General features: G+C 38.5%; 13 protein-coding genes and 1 riboswitch. Of the genes, 6 read left to right on the top strand and 7 right to left on the bottom strand.

Translation table 11 applies throughout. From position 1 onward, the window contains the following. Positions 1-19: 19 nt before the first annotated feature. From metH to kynU, 6 genes are all read right to left on the bottom strand, one after another. Positions 20-3,457 carry a methionine synthase gene (gene metH / locus RUH95_RS13860; RefSeq protein WP_313893473.1) on the bottom strand — a complete coding sequence of 1,146 codons (3,438 nt, stop codon included), beginning with the start codon at positions 3,455-3,457 and terminating at the stop codon, positions 20-22. Continuing rightward, positions 3,438-5,297 (bottom strand): bifunctional homocysteine S-methyltransferase/methylenetetrahydrofolate reductase, encoded by a 1,860-nt coding sequence (locus tag RUH95_RS13855; RefSeq protein WP_313893472.1) that lies wholly within the window; start codon positions 5,295-5,297, stop codon positions 3,438-3,440. Before RUH95_RS13855 ends, metH begins: the two co-directional genes overlap by 20 nt. Before the next feature lie 78 nt (positions 5,298-5,375). Further along, a riboswitch (SAM riboswitch) is annotated at positions 5,376-5,480 on the bottom strand. 120 nt (positions 5,481-5,600) lie between these two features. Next, a complete protein-coding gene (locus tag RUH95_RS13850; protein WP_313893471.1) occupies positions 5,601-6,995 on the bottom strand; it encodes a protoporphyrinogen oxidase in 1,395 nt (464 codons plus the stop codon). Between the two features lie 106 nt (positions 6,996-7,101). Then, positions 7,102-7,728 (bottom strand): arylformamidase, encoded by a 627-nt coding sequence (kynB, locus tag RUH95_RS13845; protein ID WP_313893470.1) that lies wholly within the window; start codon positions 7,726-7,728, stop codon positions 7,102-7,104. A 10-nt stretch (positions 7,729-7,738) separates the two neighbouring features. Continuing rightward, positions 7,739-8,593, bottom strand: coding sequence for a tryptophan 2,3-dioxygenase (gene kynA / locus RUH95_RS13840; RefSeq protein ID WP_313893469.1), 855 nt, complete (start codon positions 8,591-8,593; stop codon positions 7,739-7,741). Between the two features lie 13 nt (positions 8,594-8,606). Continuing rightward, positions 8,607-9,884, bottom strand: coding sequence for a kynureninase (gene kynU / locus RUH95_RS13835; protein ID WP_313893495.1), 1,278 nt, complete (start codon positions 9,882-9,884; stop codon positions 8,607-8,609). A gap of 151 nt (positions 9,885-10,035) precedes the next feature. On the opposite strand from kynU, the gene RUH95_RS13830 reads away from it, so the two are divergent. The 6 genes from RUH95_RS13830 (at position 10,036) to RUH95_RS13805 (ending at position 15,435) form a co-directional block, all read left to right on the top strand. Continuing rightward, on the top strand, positions 10,036-10,812 hold the full coding sequence (locus RUH95_RS13830; protein ID WP_313893468.1) for a DUF817 domain-containing protein: 777 nt from the start codon (positions 10,036-10,038) through the stop codon (positions 10,810-10,812). A 722-nt stretch (positions 10,813-11,534) separates the two neighbouring features. Then, positions 11,535-11,969, top strand: a complete 435-nt coding sequence (locus tag RUH95_RS13825) for a MarR family winged helix-turn-helix transcriptional regulator (RefSeq protein ID WP_313893467.1) — start codon at positions 11,535-11,537, stop codon at positions 11,967-11,969. 52 nt (positions 11,970-12,021) lie between these two features. Further along, positions 12,022-12,963 (top strand): ring-cleaving dioxygenase, encoded by a 942-nt coding sequence (locus tag RUH95_RS13820; RefSeq protein ID WP_313893466.1) that lies wholly within the window; start codon positions 12,022-12,024, stop codon positions 12,961-12,963. A gap of 179 nt (positions 12,964-13,142) precedes the next feature. After that, entirely contained in the window at positions 13,143-14,201 is a 1,059-nt protein-coding gene (locus tag RUH95_RS13815) for an LLM class flavin-dependent oxidoreductase (RefSeq protein WP_313893494.1), read from the top strand. A gap of 13 nt (positions 14,202-14,214) precedes the next feature. Beyond that, positions 14,215-14,781, top strand: coding sequence for an NADPH-dependent FMN reductase (locus tag RUH95_RS13810; protein WP_313893465.1), 567 nt, complete (start codon positions 14,215-14,217; stop codon positions 14,779-14,781). Between the two features lie 30 nt (positions 14,782-14,811). After that, positions 14,812-15,435 (top strand): nitroreductase family protein, encoded by a 624-nt coding sequence (locus RUH95_RS13805; protein ID WP_313893464.1) that lies wholly within the window; start codon positions 14,812-14,814, stop codon positions 15,433-15,435. A 105-nt stretch (positions 15,436-15,540) separates the two neighbouring features. On the opposite strand, the gene RUH95_RS13800 is transcribed toward RUH95_RS13805, so the two are convergent. After that, positions 15,541-15,684 (bottom strand): hypothetical protein, encoded by a 144-nt coding sequence (locus tag RUH95_RS13800; protein ID WP_313893463.1) that lies wholly within the window; start codon positions 15,682-15,684, stop codon positions 15,541-15,543. Between the last annotated feature and the right edge of the window lie 107 nt (positions 15,685-15,791).

Genomic DNA, 15,791 nt, shown 5'->3' with positions numbered 1-15,791 from the left:
CTTTTCTTATGCTCATTATTTAGTCTACAACAAAATATCTTGCATCTGGATGAGCAAATACAATTGCAGACACCGATGCTTCTGGTTCCATCATAAACTCTTCCGTCAATTGCACACCAATATCTTCTGGTTTTATCAACCCAAATAACTTCGACTGATCATCTAAGTTTGGACAAGCTGGGTAGCCAAACGAGAAACGCTGACCATGGTATTTAGCTGCAAAGCGATCACGCATCGTAAAGTCAGTTGCGTCTGGAAAGCCCCATTGATCTCGAATTTCTTGATGAATTCGTTCTGCAAACCCTTCTGCTAATTCAAGCGCAGTTGCTTGTAAAGCATGACTTTCTAAAAACTTCCCTTGCTCTTTTAATTTATTCGCAGCATCACGCACACCATGCCCCGCTGTAACTAACATGAAACCAACGTAATCCATTTCTCCACTTTCGACCGTTTTTATATAATCTGCTAAACATAAAAATGGTTCTACTGATTGGCGTGGGAATGTGAAACGTTCGATTTCAGTTTTTGCGTCACTAGGGTCATAAATGATAACATCGTTTCCATCTGCTTGCGCAGGGAAAAATTGATACATCCCCGATGGTTTTAAAATGCCTGCTCCTAGAAAGTTTGTTGCAAGTTCATGTAACTCTACTGCACGTTTATCTCCTTGTTCCAGCAGTTTATCACTATATCCTTTTAGCCCTAAATGATGACCGATTAATGTACGCATATTCACGTATGGATACAAATGAGACACCGAGTAATCTTTTAGCACATGGCGGCGAAGATCTTTTGGTTTATAAACTTGAACATCTTCACGTACTGTTTTCACAGGTTTTGCTAAAACTGCAACTGCTTGTTTAGCTGAGCGAGTAGCTTCTGCTATTTTTCTCTTTTCCTGTTGTATATCCAGTTCTTCCAGTAATACTGCTTTTTCTTCTTCATTTTGTAAACGATTTGCAATGTCTAACCCGTTCATCGCATCTTTCGCATATAGCACAGGTCCATCGTATTCAGCCGATATTTTCGTTTCTGTGAATCGTCGGGAAAGTGCTGCTCCGCCTACAAGAATTGGTATATCAATACCCGCTTCTTTGAAATCTTGCGCAGTAATAACCATTTGCTGAGCCGATTTCACGAGCAATCCAGACAAACCAACCATATCTGGTTTTTCTTTTCGAATGACTTCGATTAGCGTAGCTGGAGTTACTTTTATGCCGATATCAATAACTTTGTATCCATTATTACTTAAAATAATGTCGACAAGGTTTTTTCCGATATCATGCACATCCCCTTTAACGGTTGCCAAGACGATTTTTCCTTTTCCAGAGTCATCTTCTTTTTTCTCCATGAATTGTTCTAAATAAGACACAGATGCTTTCATGACACCAGCACTTTGAAGAACTTCTGCAACGATTAATTGGTTGTCATTGAAAAGACGTCCGACCTCTGACATCCCAGCCATTAGTGGTCCATTGATAACTTCCAAAGGAGTATCGTACATATCAAGCGCTTTTTCCAAGTCAGGAATAAGCCCCTCCTTCGTCCCTTCAATAATATAATAAGCAAGACGTTCTGGAACTGTTTTTGGAATATCGTCTTCTGTTTTTTCTTTCTTTTTATCTCGATAAAAATCGGTGAAATCAGCTAATGTTTTATCTGTTGTTGTAAATAAAAGCTCATTCGCCATTTTGTTTTCTTGCTCTGGAATAGAAGCGTATCGCTCTAATTTTTCTGTATTCACAATCGCATAATCAAGCCCTGCTTGTGTACAATGGTACAAATAAATAGCATTCAACACTTCACGCCCAACAGGTGGAAGGCCAAATGAAACATTACTTACACCTAAAATAGTTAATGCTCTTGGCATTTTTTCTTTTATTAGACGAATGCCTTCGATTGTTTCGACTGCAGATCCAATATATTGTTGATCTCCTGTTCCAATCGGGAATACAAGTGGATCAAAAATGATATCTTCTGGAGCGAGTCCCCATTTGTTCACAAGCAAATCATATGAACGCTGGGCAACTTCTAATTTACGTTCACGCGTAACAGCCATTCCAATTTCATCAATCGTTCCAACTACAACTGCTGCCCCATATTTTTTTACTAATGGCATAACAGCATCGAATCGTTCTTCGCCATCTTCTAGATTAATCGAGTTAATAATTGCTTTCCCTTGGGAATATTTCAAAGCAATTTCAAGCACTTTTTCATCGGTAGAATCGATTACTAGAGGAACTTTTACTTTTTTCACAACTTCTTTCATGAAGTTTGTCATATCTTCTAACTCATCGCGGTCTGGATTTGCTAGACAAATATCAATAACATGCGCGCCACCTTTTACTTGCGCACGTGCAATTTCTGAAGCTTCTTCAAACTTTTCGTCTACAATAAGTCGTTTGAACTTTCGTGAACCAATTACATTTGTGCGTTCTCCTATTAAAAGTGGACGCATCGAATCGTCATATAATAATGGCTCAATTCCTGAAACGACGTGACCGTGACTATTTTCAACAGGCTTTCTTGGTGCTAGATCCTGAATGGCTTCTCGAACTGCTCGAATATGTGCTGGAGTCGTTCCACAGCAACCTCCGACAACATTTAGCCAGCCTTTTTCTGCAAAGCCTCTTAGTTTTTTAGATAGAGATTCTGGTGACTCATGATAATGACCTTCTTCATCTGGGAGCCCTGCATTCGGATAACAACTAACATATCCATCTGATAACTCCGAAAGCGATCGAATATGATCCGTCATAAACTCTGGTCCAGTTGCACAGTTAAGTCCGACAGATAGTGGCTTAATATGCTCAATCGAAATATAAAAAGCTTCAATACTTTGCCCAGCAAGTGTCGTTCCCATTGGCTCAATTGTGCCCGAAATCATAATAGGTAGTTCTATGCCCGTTTCTTTAAACGCTTGCTTTATGCCAATAGTTGCGGCTTTAACATTGAGCATATCTTGGCTTGTTTCCAATAAAATCAGATCAGAACCGCCTTCAACTAATGCCTTTGCTTGCACATAAAAGTCATGCTGCAACTCATCAAACGTAATCCCGCCAGTAACAGATAATGTTTTCGTCGTCGGACCAATTGCCCCTGCAACAAAGCGTGGCCATTCTGGAGTAGAAAATTCTGCTGTACATTTTTTGGCAAACTGCGCCGCATTTAAATTAATTTCATACGCCTGACTGCCAATATCATACTCATTCAACACGACTGGAGTTCCACCAAATGTATTCGTACAAATGATATCTGCTCCTGCCTCTAAATATTCTCTATGAATCTGCTCTATAACTGCTGGCTTTACGATATTCAAATACTCGTTACATCCGTCATACTCCTCCCCACCAAAATCTTCTGGAGATAAATCAGCATTTTGTATCATCGTTCCCATGGCGCCATCAATGATTAAAATTCGCTTTTGCAGTTGTTCTTCAATTAGATGTTTGGACATAGTTGTTATCTCTCGCTTTCTTACGGTCAATCTCTTTAATATAACTAATCAATTCAAGGGACATATCATAACGGAAAAATGGTGTAATAATATAAATTCCATTAAATAATTCACCTGCCGTATCAATCAGCTCTTTTGAAATTTGAATACCTTCTGCAGTTGCACGCTCTCTATCTTCCCCACATGCACGCATGCGGTCCAGCACCTCGTCGGATAGTTTAATACCAGGCACTTCATTGTGTAAAAACTCCGAATTTCGGATATTCGTTAACGGCATAATGCCTATGAAAATAGGGGTAGACAAATGCTTTGTTGCTTCATAAATTTCTTCAATTTTCTCTTTCGTATAAACAGGCTGCGTAATGAAATAGTCAGCCCCACAATCTATTTTCTTTTCTAACCTTTTCACGGCACGATCAAGTAATCGAACATTTGGGTTAAACGCTGCCGCTACAGAGAAGTTTGCTTTTTTGCGAAGCGTTTTTCCTGAGAATGAGATACCTTCGTTCAGCTGTTTTATTAATTGCAGTAGCTCCATACTTGAAACATCATACACACTCGTCGCCCCAGGGAAATCGCCAACCTTCGTCGGATCACCCGTTACAGCTAATATGTCATGAATACCAAGTGCATCTAACCCCATTAGATGGGACTGCAGTCCAATTAGATTGTGATCACGGCACGTAATATGCGCTAATGGTCGAATATTTTCTTGTAGCTTTAACATCGACCCCATAGCCATATTGCTAATACGAGGAGAAGCTAGTGAATTATCTGCCATTGTAACGGCGTCAATACCTGCTGCATATAGTTTTTTTGCGCCTTCCATAAACACAGTCGTATCTAAGTGGCGTGGTGTATCTAGTTCAACAATTATTGTTCGCTCTTTTAGTGCTTTTTTATGAAGGGGTTCATTTTTATTTGGCTCCGCTTCTTGGATAACAATCACCTTTTTTGGCGTCACTGTTTTTTTCGTAAGTGGAGCTAAGTTTCCGATTCTTTTTTTCACCGCTTCAATATGCTTTGGAGTAGTGCCGCAGCATCCACCAATTAGTCGCACACCTTCTTCACGCAGTAATAGTGCCGCCCGGCCAAAGTAATCTGCTTCCGATTCATACACAATTCGACCGTCTTCAATATCCAGTAAACTTGCATTCGGAGAAGCGGAAAGGAACGCTTTTTTAGGAAGCGTTACTTCTTCCAACGCTTGAATTGTATGGTGAGGACCAAGCCTACAATTGACTCCTACAACATCCGCACCTAAAGCTTCCAGTTGGTGTAGAGCATCATTTAAAGATAACCCATTTTGCAATATTCCTGGCTCATGCATCGATACTTGCGCAATAATTGGCGTATCCGTCAGCTTTCGTAAATGCGTTACAGTAGCTGCTAGTTCTTCAAAATCATAATACGTTTCCAATAAAAGACCATCTGGATTTCCAGATAATAAATGAACCGCTTGCTCGTTTAAAACTGAAAGAATTTCATCTAATGAAGAATCCATTTTTCGAATACCCCGTATTCCCCCAATAGTTCCTAATACAAATTGCCCCCCAGGCGCAGCCGCTCGTTTTGCAATTTGCATCGCAGCCTCATTGAATTGCTTCACATTACCTTCTAGTCCATAGCGTGCCAGCTTAATAGCATTTGCACTATATGTATTCGTTTGAATAATATCAGCACCAGCTGTTATATACTCTTGATGAATTTTCTCTATAATTTCTGGCCTCACTATGTTCAGCTCTTCATTGCAATAGTCAATTCCATACGAATACAATATCGTCCCCATTGCACCGTCTGCGGTTAACATATTTGTTTTTAGTTTTTCTAATAATCCCATCCAAGCTCATCCTCTCTATAATAAAAAAAAAGCCTTCTATAAATAAGAAGGCTTTACGAGTATACGAATATTCGCTCCTTCTCATCTTTCAGACTATTACCTGTCTGCTGGATTTAGCACCTTACCTTTCGGCTGGTTGCTGAAGCTTCAAAGGGCCAGTCCCTCTGCTTCTCGTGATAAGAATTCAATATTTAGTTTTTGATTAATAGAGTAATCGTACCTTTATTTTACAGAGGCGTCAAGATTGTATTTTGTAAATGGTGAATTTTCTTTCTATTTTTCACCATAAAAAAAGGGCCAAAATTAAATTTTGGCCACTTCATGTACAATTCGTTCTGCAGTTTCTTTTCCATTTTTAATGCAAGCAGCAATTCCGACGCCGTAATACGAGCACCCTGCAAGCACTACATTAGGTAGCATAGCCGCAATATTTTCATTCAACGATTTGATTGCCGGACCATGTCCTAAATGATAATTTGGCATTAAGTCATTCCATCTCGTCACTTCAACAACTCGAGGTTTGCCAGTTAACTTTAAGCTCTTTTCTATATCTTGCAAAGCTACTTGAACAAGCTCCTCTTCACTCATATCCTTCATATCTTCATAGGCCGGATTCGAGCTCTTATAAAACATACGAACTAACAAATTGCTTTGCTCCGATGTATGCTGCCATTTACGACTCGTCCAAGTACACGCATTACATTTCACATCACTATTTTCAGAAACAATAAAACCAGTGCCATCTGCAGGAAGCTGATCGTCCGGAATATCAAAGCCAAGATAAATGCTAATGAGCGATGAATTTTTCAGCTTATTAAAATCAGCATCTAATTCATCCTGCTGCAATAACGCTTGAGCTACATTATGCGGAGTTGTCAATACAACATAGTCTGCTGTAATTGTCTCATGATTTGAAAATGAAATTTCGTATCCTCGGTCATTTTTAGTCACTTTCGTCGTGTCCATACTTTTTAAAATAGTAGAATCACTTAGTTCTTCCTCAAGTCGATTGATCAACCCAGAAAGTCCATTTTGAAAAGAGATGAATTTTTTATTGGCAGCAGCTTGGAATTGTTCTTTATTTTCCTCTAATCCTTTAATAATACTTCCATATTCGTTTTTATAATCAATTAAATAAGGTAGAGTAGACGCCATTGTTAGCTTATTCAAATCACCTGAATAGACACCTGATAGCACTGGAGCAATTTGTTTTTCGACTAGCTCTTTCCCTAGGAAATGCTCTAAAAATGAGCCTATCGAGCTTTCTTTTGTAAAGCTTTCATTTTTCAATTCAAAATCTTTTAACGCTTCCATTTTCCCTTCATCGGAAACTAATGTACTACTTTCCAGGGATTCCTCACTTGTTGGAATACCAAACACCGTGTCCGCTGGAATTGCATGCAGTTCATTGTTTGTATAAATATAGGAAATGCCTGTTCCGTTATAAACAAGTTCGTCCTGCAATTGTAAATCCTCGACTAAAGGCATGACCCCTTCATTGCGTGCAACAATTGAGTCTGCTCCTGTCTCCATAATAAAATCTGCGTTCTGCACCGAGTAGATTTTTCCACCTAAATAATCATTCGATTCAACTAGAACTAATTCTATATCCAATGCTTTTTCTAATTTCAGCTTTTGCAAATAGTGCATTGTAGAAAGACCTGTAATTCCCCCACCTATTACAACTACCTTTTTCAATATGCCCACTCCTCTAGAATTTTTCGCTCCTTCTAGTATAAACGGAATATGAGCTATCTGGTATGACTTACCTCACAAATCCATAAAAATCACAGTTTCGTCAAAATTACATCGCTCGAATTACTGCTCGCACCGGACTACCATCTGCTCCTTGAATTTTCAAAGGCAAGGCAATCAATTCATAATCTCCGGGTGACACATCTTGTAAAAGCAAGTTTTCTAAAATATGTACCCCATGTTGATACAGTGCGTGATGAGTAAGCAATTGTTTATCATCTAATGCGTCTACCGATGGATGGTCGACCCCGATTAAAAAGATTCCTTTTTCCTTTAAGAAAGCACCAATATTTTCTTTTAGCACAGGTATTTGTGTTGGAAACTGTTCGGCACATACATGTTTTGCAGTTTTTAAAAGTAAGCGCTCGACGCCATCTAACTCAAATGCTTGTAATTCTTCTCGTCCAATTGTCTCAAATCCAGTTACATCAACTACTTTTGCACGCCCAATATACACATTAATATCTAGTTGTTCAATCGTTGGTGCATCACTGTCAAAATGGAAAGGTGCATCTGCATGCGTTCCAGTATGTACACTCGTTGTGAAACGGCCGATATTTACGGAGCCGGTTTGCTCTTTTGAAAATGCTACTTCAAATTGAAATGGCGTATCACCAGGCCAAGTACCGATTTTATTTGAAAAGCTTTGCGAAATATCTATCCAGCGTTTTTCCATTGCCATCCCCCTACAAACTTGTTCTTACATCCCATAGCTCCGGGAAGAAACGATGGTCTAGTACTTGCTTCAAATAATTTACTCCAGACGATCCACCTGTCCCCGTTTTAAATCCAATAATACGTTCCACTGTTTTCATATGACGGAAACGCCATTGCTGTAGCCAATCTTCTACATCTACAAGCTTCTCTGCTAATTGATATAAGTTCCAATGTTTATCGACATTTCGATACACTTCTTCCCAAGCTTTTGCAACTGTTTCATCCCCACCGTATGTTACGGAATAATCCCGTTTGATCACTTCTGGGTTCAGCTCGAATCCACCCTTTGCTAATGCTTGGATTGCTACATCGTAAATACTTGGAGCATTATATGCTTTCTCTAACTGTTCGTGTAGCTCTGTATCTTTTTCATAAATTTTAAGAATATGCTTAGACTTATAGCCAAGTGCAAATTCGATTTGGCGATACTGATACGATTGAAAACCAGAAGCTTTGCCAAGGCTATCTCGAAACTCTAAATATTCTGCTGGCGTCAAAGTTGATAATACATCCCAAGCTTGAATAATTTGCGTTTGAATTTTCGTTACGCGTGCCAACATCTTAAAGGCCGCCTGCATTTTATCCTCTTGAATTGCCTCAATCGCACTAGTTAATTCATGCAACATTAACTTCATCCAAAGCTCACTCACCTGATGAATGATAATGAAAAGCATCTCATCGTGGTGACCAGATAATAGTCTTTGACTAGATAAAATCCCATCCAGTTTTAAATATTCTCCGTACGTCATGTCTTCACGAAAATCAGTGTGAATTCCTTTTTCATTTTCCAATTGTTCATTTAACCCCGCAATATTTTTAGACATCGTATTCCTCCATTTACGCAACTACATCACGCTTATTTTCGTATTTTTTATATGATTCTTCCTTCATTATGCTCTTTAAAATTTGAACCGTTTTCCATACATCTTCAAATGAGTTATACAACGCGACTGGCGCTAAACGAATACCATTCGGCGTACGGAAATCTGGAATGACATGATACTCTTTTAATGCTTTACAAATACGAGCTGCTTCTTCATGAACGAGATAAACATGACCTCCACGACGTTCGCTTTCCGTTGGATTGGCAATCGTAAACTGATAGTCACTCAGCTCTTGTTCTACTAAAAACATCATATAATCTGTTAACTTAATAGACTTATCTCGAATGGTATCCATTCCTGCCTCCGCAAACATTTCTAGTGAGCCATATAATGGTGCAGCACTTAAAATATTTGGCGTCCCAATTTGATAAGCACTTGCATCCGTTGCTGGGGTCATTTTAATAGATAGATCAAACTGCTTTTCTTTATTCGACCCGAACCAACCTGCTAAACCTGGCTTTTGGCCAAAATGCTTTCGATTCACATATAAACCTCCAGTTGCTCCAGGTCCTCCATTTAAATGCTTATAATTACACCAAAAAGCAAAATCCGCATCCCACTCATCTAACTTATGTGGAACTGCTCCAATAGAATGACAAAGGTCGAAGCCAATTAAAATATTTCGCTCATGCGCAGCCTTCGTAAGCGCTTCCATGTTTAAGATTTGTCCACTACGATACAGCACACCTGGCAATATAATGAGTGCCACATCATCCGTCATTGCTTCTATTATATCTTCGTCATGAAGCGTATTTCCATCGCGACTTTTCACTAACTTCATATGCTCGTCAGGATCGTATCCATGCAATGCTAACTGACTACTAATCGCATATAAATCCGATGGGAAATTCAATTCATCCGCTAATATCTTTGTCCGCGTTCCCTCTGGTTTATAAAAGCTGGCTACTAACTGATGTAAATTCGTTGTAGTAGACCCTGTCATCATCACTTCTTCTTTTTCTGCTCCGATTAGCGGTGCACACATTTCCCCTAGCTTTTCAGAGAAATAAAACCATGGATGCTCCCCTTGCGTCCAACCGTCAATACCATGATTCTTCCATGAGTCGAGTAACAATAGCAGCGACTGCTCCGCTCTTTTTGATAACAACCCTAAAGAATTTCCATCCATATAAATAACATCTTGTTGCAAATAAAATTCATCGCGATACTTTCGAAGCCTATCTTGCTTATCCAACTCTTTTGCATAGTCTACCGTTATGTCTCGTGCCATCATCTGCTATCAGCCTTCCTCTAGTTGTAAATTTTTTCGCATCCTTTACTATTTCCACAAGCAACACTATTCCTCCTGCTTTATATAGAGGAAACTTATAGAATTACAATTCGTCCAAGTCTTGAAAACAAAAAATCGGAGTTGACGTACTATGAGGAATCTTATTCACTTTACTTATTTACAAGCCCTTTCCTGCATTTTTCCTGTTATCATTTTCGCTGCTCTTGCAGTATCTAAATTTTTTACAATTCCTTTTTTACCCCGCTATGATTTTATTTTAATTGTTTGTATTGCTGCTCAGATTTTTATGCTTGTATCCAAATTAGAAACAATAGATGAACTAAAAGTTATTTGTGTTTTTCATCTTATTGGTTTAGCACTTGAGCTTTATAAAGTACATATGGGTTCGTGGTCGTATCCTGACGATGCATATAGCAAGTTTTTTGGAGTACCATTATACAGCGGGTTCATGTATGCGAGCGTAGCAAGCTATATTTGCCAAAGCTGGAGACGACATGATTTGCAAATGTATAATTGGCCAAAACCCTTTTTTGCAATTAGTATTAGCTTCCTTATCTATATGAACTTTTTTACGCATCATTTTACATACGACATACGTTGGGTATTAAAAGCTTTATTAGTTTTGATTTTTTTCCGAACATTCGTCAGTTTCCAAGTGAATGAAAAAATTTATAAAATGCCCATGATTCTTGCCTTCCTACTCATTGGATTTTTTATCTGGATTGCAGAAAATATTACGACGTTCCTTGGTGCATGGCAATATCCGAACCAGGAAACGACTTGGTCACTCGTTCACATAGGTAAAATCAGCTCATGGTTCTTACTTGTTATTATTAGCGTAATTATTGTTGCACAGCTGAAAAGAGTGAAAAGCGGAGCAAAAAATAAAAATGAACATGTTTGTTGATTATCCTATTTTTTAAAAATTTGTGCTTCTAGGAAAAAAGAACACCCTTTAAAACAAAACACTCGTTTTCGACTTGCTTTACGTTCTCATACGTACTTTACATATAGTGCTTCTTAGCGAATAGCCACTATACCTTCGCGCGTGCCGCACCTTGCATGAGCCAACTTGTGCTGCACCCAAGTGGGTCTCATACTTCGGCTCATGCGACCCGACGAGCTACGGCATTCAGTAAATACCTATCTATATGGTTTAGTAATCATAGGGCTGAACGATAAAATAGGACAATCAATTTTCTGATTTTCCATGCTTTTATATTTTCATTTACTTCCCGATCAGTCACCCTACGTTTTAGTTGGAAAAAGTTTTAATAGAGGGATAGCCTTAAAGCTTCTAACATGCTCCCTTGGATTGGAGCGAAAGAGGTGGCGACACCAGCGGGAAAAGCGCGAGCTGAAAGCCCCGCAGGAAAGATACTGGCCGAATTTTATTTGGCCAGTACCTTTCCGACGAGTAACCGCAGGAGCATATTTTTGCAGCGACGAGGAGATTGAAGCCGTGCCCGCGGTAAGCGTCCGACTCTGTAGCGCAAATCCCTCCCGAAACCACTAAATTGAATAAAATGGGTAATCAACACGCGTGAAAAATTAATAATAAAACACTTGCTTTTTATTCAATTGACTAGTAAACTGATGTTACAAGAGAAAGAAAAGGAGTTGAGATTAATGGAACAGAATACGCTCAGTTCACTTATCTGGTTGCGAATGGCACGCTTTGTACAGCGAAGCAATCAGCTATCCAATGAATTTTTAGAAAGATATGATATGACCGTTGCACAATTTGACGTGCTAGCACAAATTCATATTTACGAACCAATTACTCAAATGGATTTAGCAGAAAAACTAACCGTTAGTAGTGGCGGCATTTCTCGCATGCTCACTCGTTTAGAAAAAGAATGCTTAATCGTTCGTAAACAAGACTGGAAGATCAAGTACATTTCATTGACCGATAAAGGTCGTGCTCTCATACAAGATGCAATGCCTGAACAAACAAATTTTCAATCTTCCCTATTTGACGAAGTGCTTGATGAAACAGAGAAAAAACAACTATATACACTTATGACCAAAATACAAAAAAATAGTTTACAAAAAAAAATATAAAATTTTTTTACACTTTCAGTTTACACGTAAAGTGATAAGGAGGACATTAATAATGAATACAATTAAAGGGCATCACCACGTTTCAATGGTTACAAAAAATGCACAAGTAAATGTTCATTTTTATAGAGATATTTTGGGATTACGTCTAGTGAAAAAAACAGTCAATCAGGATACCCCTTCTATGTATCACCTATTTTACGGCGATACTACAGGAAGTGCTGGTACTGAATTATCGTTTTTCGAACTACCTATCGCAGCTGGAACTCATCGTGGAACTAACTCTATTTCTAGAATTGGGTTATTAGTACAAAATGAAGAAACACTAACATACTGGCAAGAACGTTTTCAAGTATTGGGTGTAAACCATGGAGAAAAATTCATGTATGGCAACCGAAAAGCTTTACCTTTTGAAGATCCAGACGGATTACAATTACTACTTATAAATCACGAAGAAAAAGAAATACCAACATTTTGGACACCATGGGAAGACTCTGTCGTTCCTACTCAACATCAAATTTTAGGTATTGGACCCGTAGAGTTAACCGTTCGTAATATAGCAAAAACGAGCAAAACATTGGCCAATTTACTTGGTTATCACGAAATTACTGCAACGAAAGAAGAAGCAGTTTACCAATCAGTTGAAGGTGCTGCTTACAGTGAAATCGTTTTGAAAAAACTGCTAGGTGATAAAGAACGACCAGGTCGTGGTAGTGTGCATCATATTGCTATTCGAGTAGATACAGAAGAACATATGAAAGAATGGGCTGAACGAGTTGCAGAAGCCGGCTTTGAAACGACTGGTGTTATCGACCGCTACTACTTCCATAGTCTGTACTTCAGAGAATCTAATGGCATCTTATTTGAACTAGCAACAGATGGCCCTGGATTTTTGGCAGATGAAGTAAGTGAAAACCTTGGAAATGAATTAGCATTACCTCCATTTTTAGAAAATAGACGAGCAGAAATAGAAGCAAAACTAAAACCGATAATTTAAAAATGCGTAAGCGCCTATGTCAGCCCCGAAAAGTAAATGACGGTTTCTGAGGAGGCAGTTCTCCAGCCACCGCAAGAAACTCGCATTTAACCTCGAGGGGCTAGGCCCTGAAGCTAGACATTTATCTGAGTAGATATTTAAATTTTTATTAAATATAAGAAAAGAGGAATTTTAACATGATGGAACAATATCGCCTCCAACCAAACAACGGAATTGAAATAGGAATTTATTCAATCGGGGATCATTTAATGGACCCACTTACTGGACATCAAATTAGTGAACAGCAACGAATTCAAGAATTAATCGAAGCAGCAAAATTAGCAGATGATGCAGGTTTAGACGTTGTTGCTGTTGGAGAAAGTCATCAGCCAATGTTCGCAACTTCTGCACATACAGTCGTGTTAGGTGCAATTGCACAAGCAACGAAAAACATAAAAATCGCTAGCTCTGCAACAGTATTAAGTACCGCAGATCCTGTTCGAGTATATGAAGATTTTGCTACACTTGATCTTATTTCCAATGGTCGTGCTGAAATCGTTGCAGGTCGTGGGTCTCGCTTAGGAGCTTATGAATTATTTGGCTACAATGTTCGAGACTATGAGGATTTATTTGAAGAAAAAATGGATCTTTTATTGCAAATAAATGAAGAAAAAAATATTACTTGGAACGGACAATTTAGACCTGCTCTAAACAATGCACAAATTTTCCCGCAGCCATTGAATGGGAAAATGCCAATTTGGCGTGCGGTAGGAGGACCACCAGCAAGTGCGATAAAAGCTGGACGCGCAGGCGTACCAATGATGTTAACTACATTAGGTGGACCAGCGATGGCATTCAAACATTCGGTAGATATGTATCGTTCCGTAGCACATGAATACGGTCATGATATTGATTCACTCCCTATTTCTACAACTAGTTTGTTATACACAGCAGAAGATTCACAAACTGCAATGCGTGAATTTTACCCGTACATTAACAATACGATGCTGCAATTAAGAGGTTCAGGTTATCCAAAAGCACAATTCGCTGAATCCGCAAGTGTCCGAGATGCTTTAATGGTCGGTAGCCCACAACAAATTATTGAAAAAATGCTGTACCAACATGAATTATACGGTCATCAACGTTTCTTAGCACAAATTGATGCAGGTGGCATACCGTTCGATAAAATAGCAAAAAATATTGAATTACTTGCAACAGTAATTATGCCAGCAGTGAAAAAAGCAACTGCTCAAAAATAGGAGGTTACTCACAATGAAAATCGTTGGAATTTCCGGCTCTATCGTCGGTTCAAAAACTAAAATTGCAATGGACTATGCGATCAATCAAGTACGCGAAAAATATCCAGATGCAGAAGTGGAACTAATTGATTTAGGTAATTACGATGTCGTTTATAGCGATGGACGGAATTATCTAGATTATGAAGGTGATACAAAATACGTAACTGCAGCGATTATGGCGGCAGATGCACTTATTATTGGTACACCAACTTTTCAGGCGTCTATTCCTGGAACATTGAAAAACATTTTTGATTTATTACCTGAAAATGCATTCCGTGAAAAAGTAGTGAGCATTGTCGTAACTGCCGGATCATCTAAGCACTACCTAATGGTAGAACAGCAATTGAAACCAATTTTAGCTTATATGAAAGCAACCGTTGTACAAACTTATGTATTTATAGAAGAAAAAGATTTCTACCGAAAAGAAATTGTGAATGACGATGTACACTTCCGTCTTAATCGCCTTGTCGATGATACGGTTCAGATGATAGATGTTATGAAACTTATTCAAAAAGCAAAAGATGATGCATACAATTTTTAATGTTATCTAGTAGAATAGGAGTTTTATAAAATGACGGAATTTAAATCTTTAGTAGAAAACAGAAGATCTCCCAATAATTTCTTAGAAAATTATCCGATACCACAGGAAGATTTCCAACGAATTTTTGAAATGGTTAAGCTAGCGCCATCGGCTTTTAATTTACAGCATTCAAAATACGTCGTAGTGACGGATCATGATAAAAAAGAACAAATTAGAGAAGCTGCTTTTGGCCAATATAAAATTCACTCTGCAAGTGCTGTAATTATGGTACTTGGTGATAAAAAAGCACACGAGCATACTGCAAGCATCAATGAAGGAATTCTTTTTCTAGGAATGATCAACCAAGGTCAATACGAAGATATCGTTCAAGAAACAGTGAATTTTTATGAGTCACGCGGAGAACAGTTCCAACGTGACGAAGCTATTCGTAACGCATCTATTTCCGCAATGATGTTCATGCTTGCAGCGAAAGAATACGGTTGGGATACTTGTCCAATGATCGGTTTTAACACAGAGGAAGTAAGTAAGATTTTAAACATTGATGAAAATTATGAACCAGTATTAATGATCACGATGGGGAAAGAAAAAGAAACTAGTCGCCGCCCACGTGGTTACCGAAAACCAGTTCATGAATTTGTAGATTTTGTACAATAAAACGACTGAAGTTATCCCTCTTCCATTGATTGAGGGATAGCTTCTTTTCGTTTCAGTTCAAATTAAAGATTTTTTGAAATTGAACTGCGTATAAGTATTCCTCTCCTAAGACGAAGCTATATCACTCGACGTACTATTGAATGCTGCCATAGTATCATAAGCAACTAGCGTAACCCCTAGCTTATCCTCCAGTTCATTAAGTTCTTGCAACTGTTCATTGTCAAGATGTGCAAATTTTGTCTCTTCCATCTAATTCATCATCCTTTCTATAATAGGTAGGTTATCCAGCAAAAAAAGGATTATGCAAATACCATCTTTACTTCTTAATCAGTTGGAACTATTCTCCACTATGCTTC

The organism is Psychrobacillus sp. (assembly GCF_032154225.1).
In the GTDB taxonomy this organism is placed as follows: Bacteria; Bacillota; Bacilli; order Bacillales_A; family Planococcaceae; genus Psychrobacillus.
Note: the sequence above shows the minus strand (reverse complement) of the source record. Positions and strands in the feature narration are given on the sequence as shown.

Excerpts from the sequence above, each read along its gene's own strand:
- RUH95_RS13805 (WP_313893464.1), top strand. The coding sequence starts at position 14,812 with ATGACGGAATTTAAATCTTTAGTAGAAAACAGAAGATCTCCCAATAAT.
- RUH95_RS13810 (WP_313893465.1), top strand. The coding sequence starts at position 14,215 with ATGAAAATCGTTGGAATTTCCGGCTCTATCGTCGGTTCAAAAACTAAA.
- metH (WP_313893473.1), bottom strand. The coding sequence starts at position 3,457 with ATGTCCAAACATCTAATTGAAGAACAACTGCAAAAGCGAATTTTAATC.
- kynA (WP_313893469.1), bottom strand. The coding sequence starts at position 8,593 with ATGTCTAAAAATATTGCGGGGTTAAATGAACAATTGGAAAATGAAAAA.
- RUH95_RS13800 (WP_313893463.1), bottom strand. The coding sequence starts at position 15,684 with ATGGAAGAGACAAAATTTGCACATCTTGACAATGAACAGTTGCAAGAA.
- RUH95_RS13830 (WP_313893468.1), top strand. The coding sequence starts at position 10,036 with ATGAGGAATCTTATTCACTTTACTTATTTACAAGCCCTTTCCTGCATT.
- RUH95_RS13820 (WP_313893466.1), top strand. The coding sequence starts at position 12,022 with ATGAATACAATTAAAGGGCATCACCACGTTTCAATGGTTACAAAAAAT.
- kynU (WP_313893495.1), bottom strand. The coding sequence starts at position 9,884 with ATGGCACGAGACATAACGGTAGACTATGCAAAAGAGTTGGATAAGCAA.
- RUH95_RS13815 (WP_313893494.1), top strand. The coding sequence starts at position 13,143 with ATGGAACAATATCGCCTCCAACCAAACAACGGAATTGAAATAGGAATT.
- kynB (WP_313893470.1), bottom strand. The coding sequence starts at position 7,728 with ATGGAAAAACGCTGGATAGATATTTCGCAAAGCTTTTCAAATAAAATC.
- RUH95_RS13825 (WP_313893467.1), top strand. The coding sequence starts at position 11,535 with ATGGAACAGAATACGCTCAGTTCACTTATCTGGTTGCGAATGGCACGC.
- RUH95_RS13855 (WP_313893472.1), bottom strand. The coding sequence starts at position 5,297 with ATGGGATTATTAGAAAAACTAAAAACAAATATGTTAACCGCAGACGGT.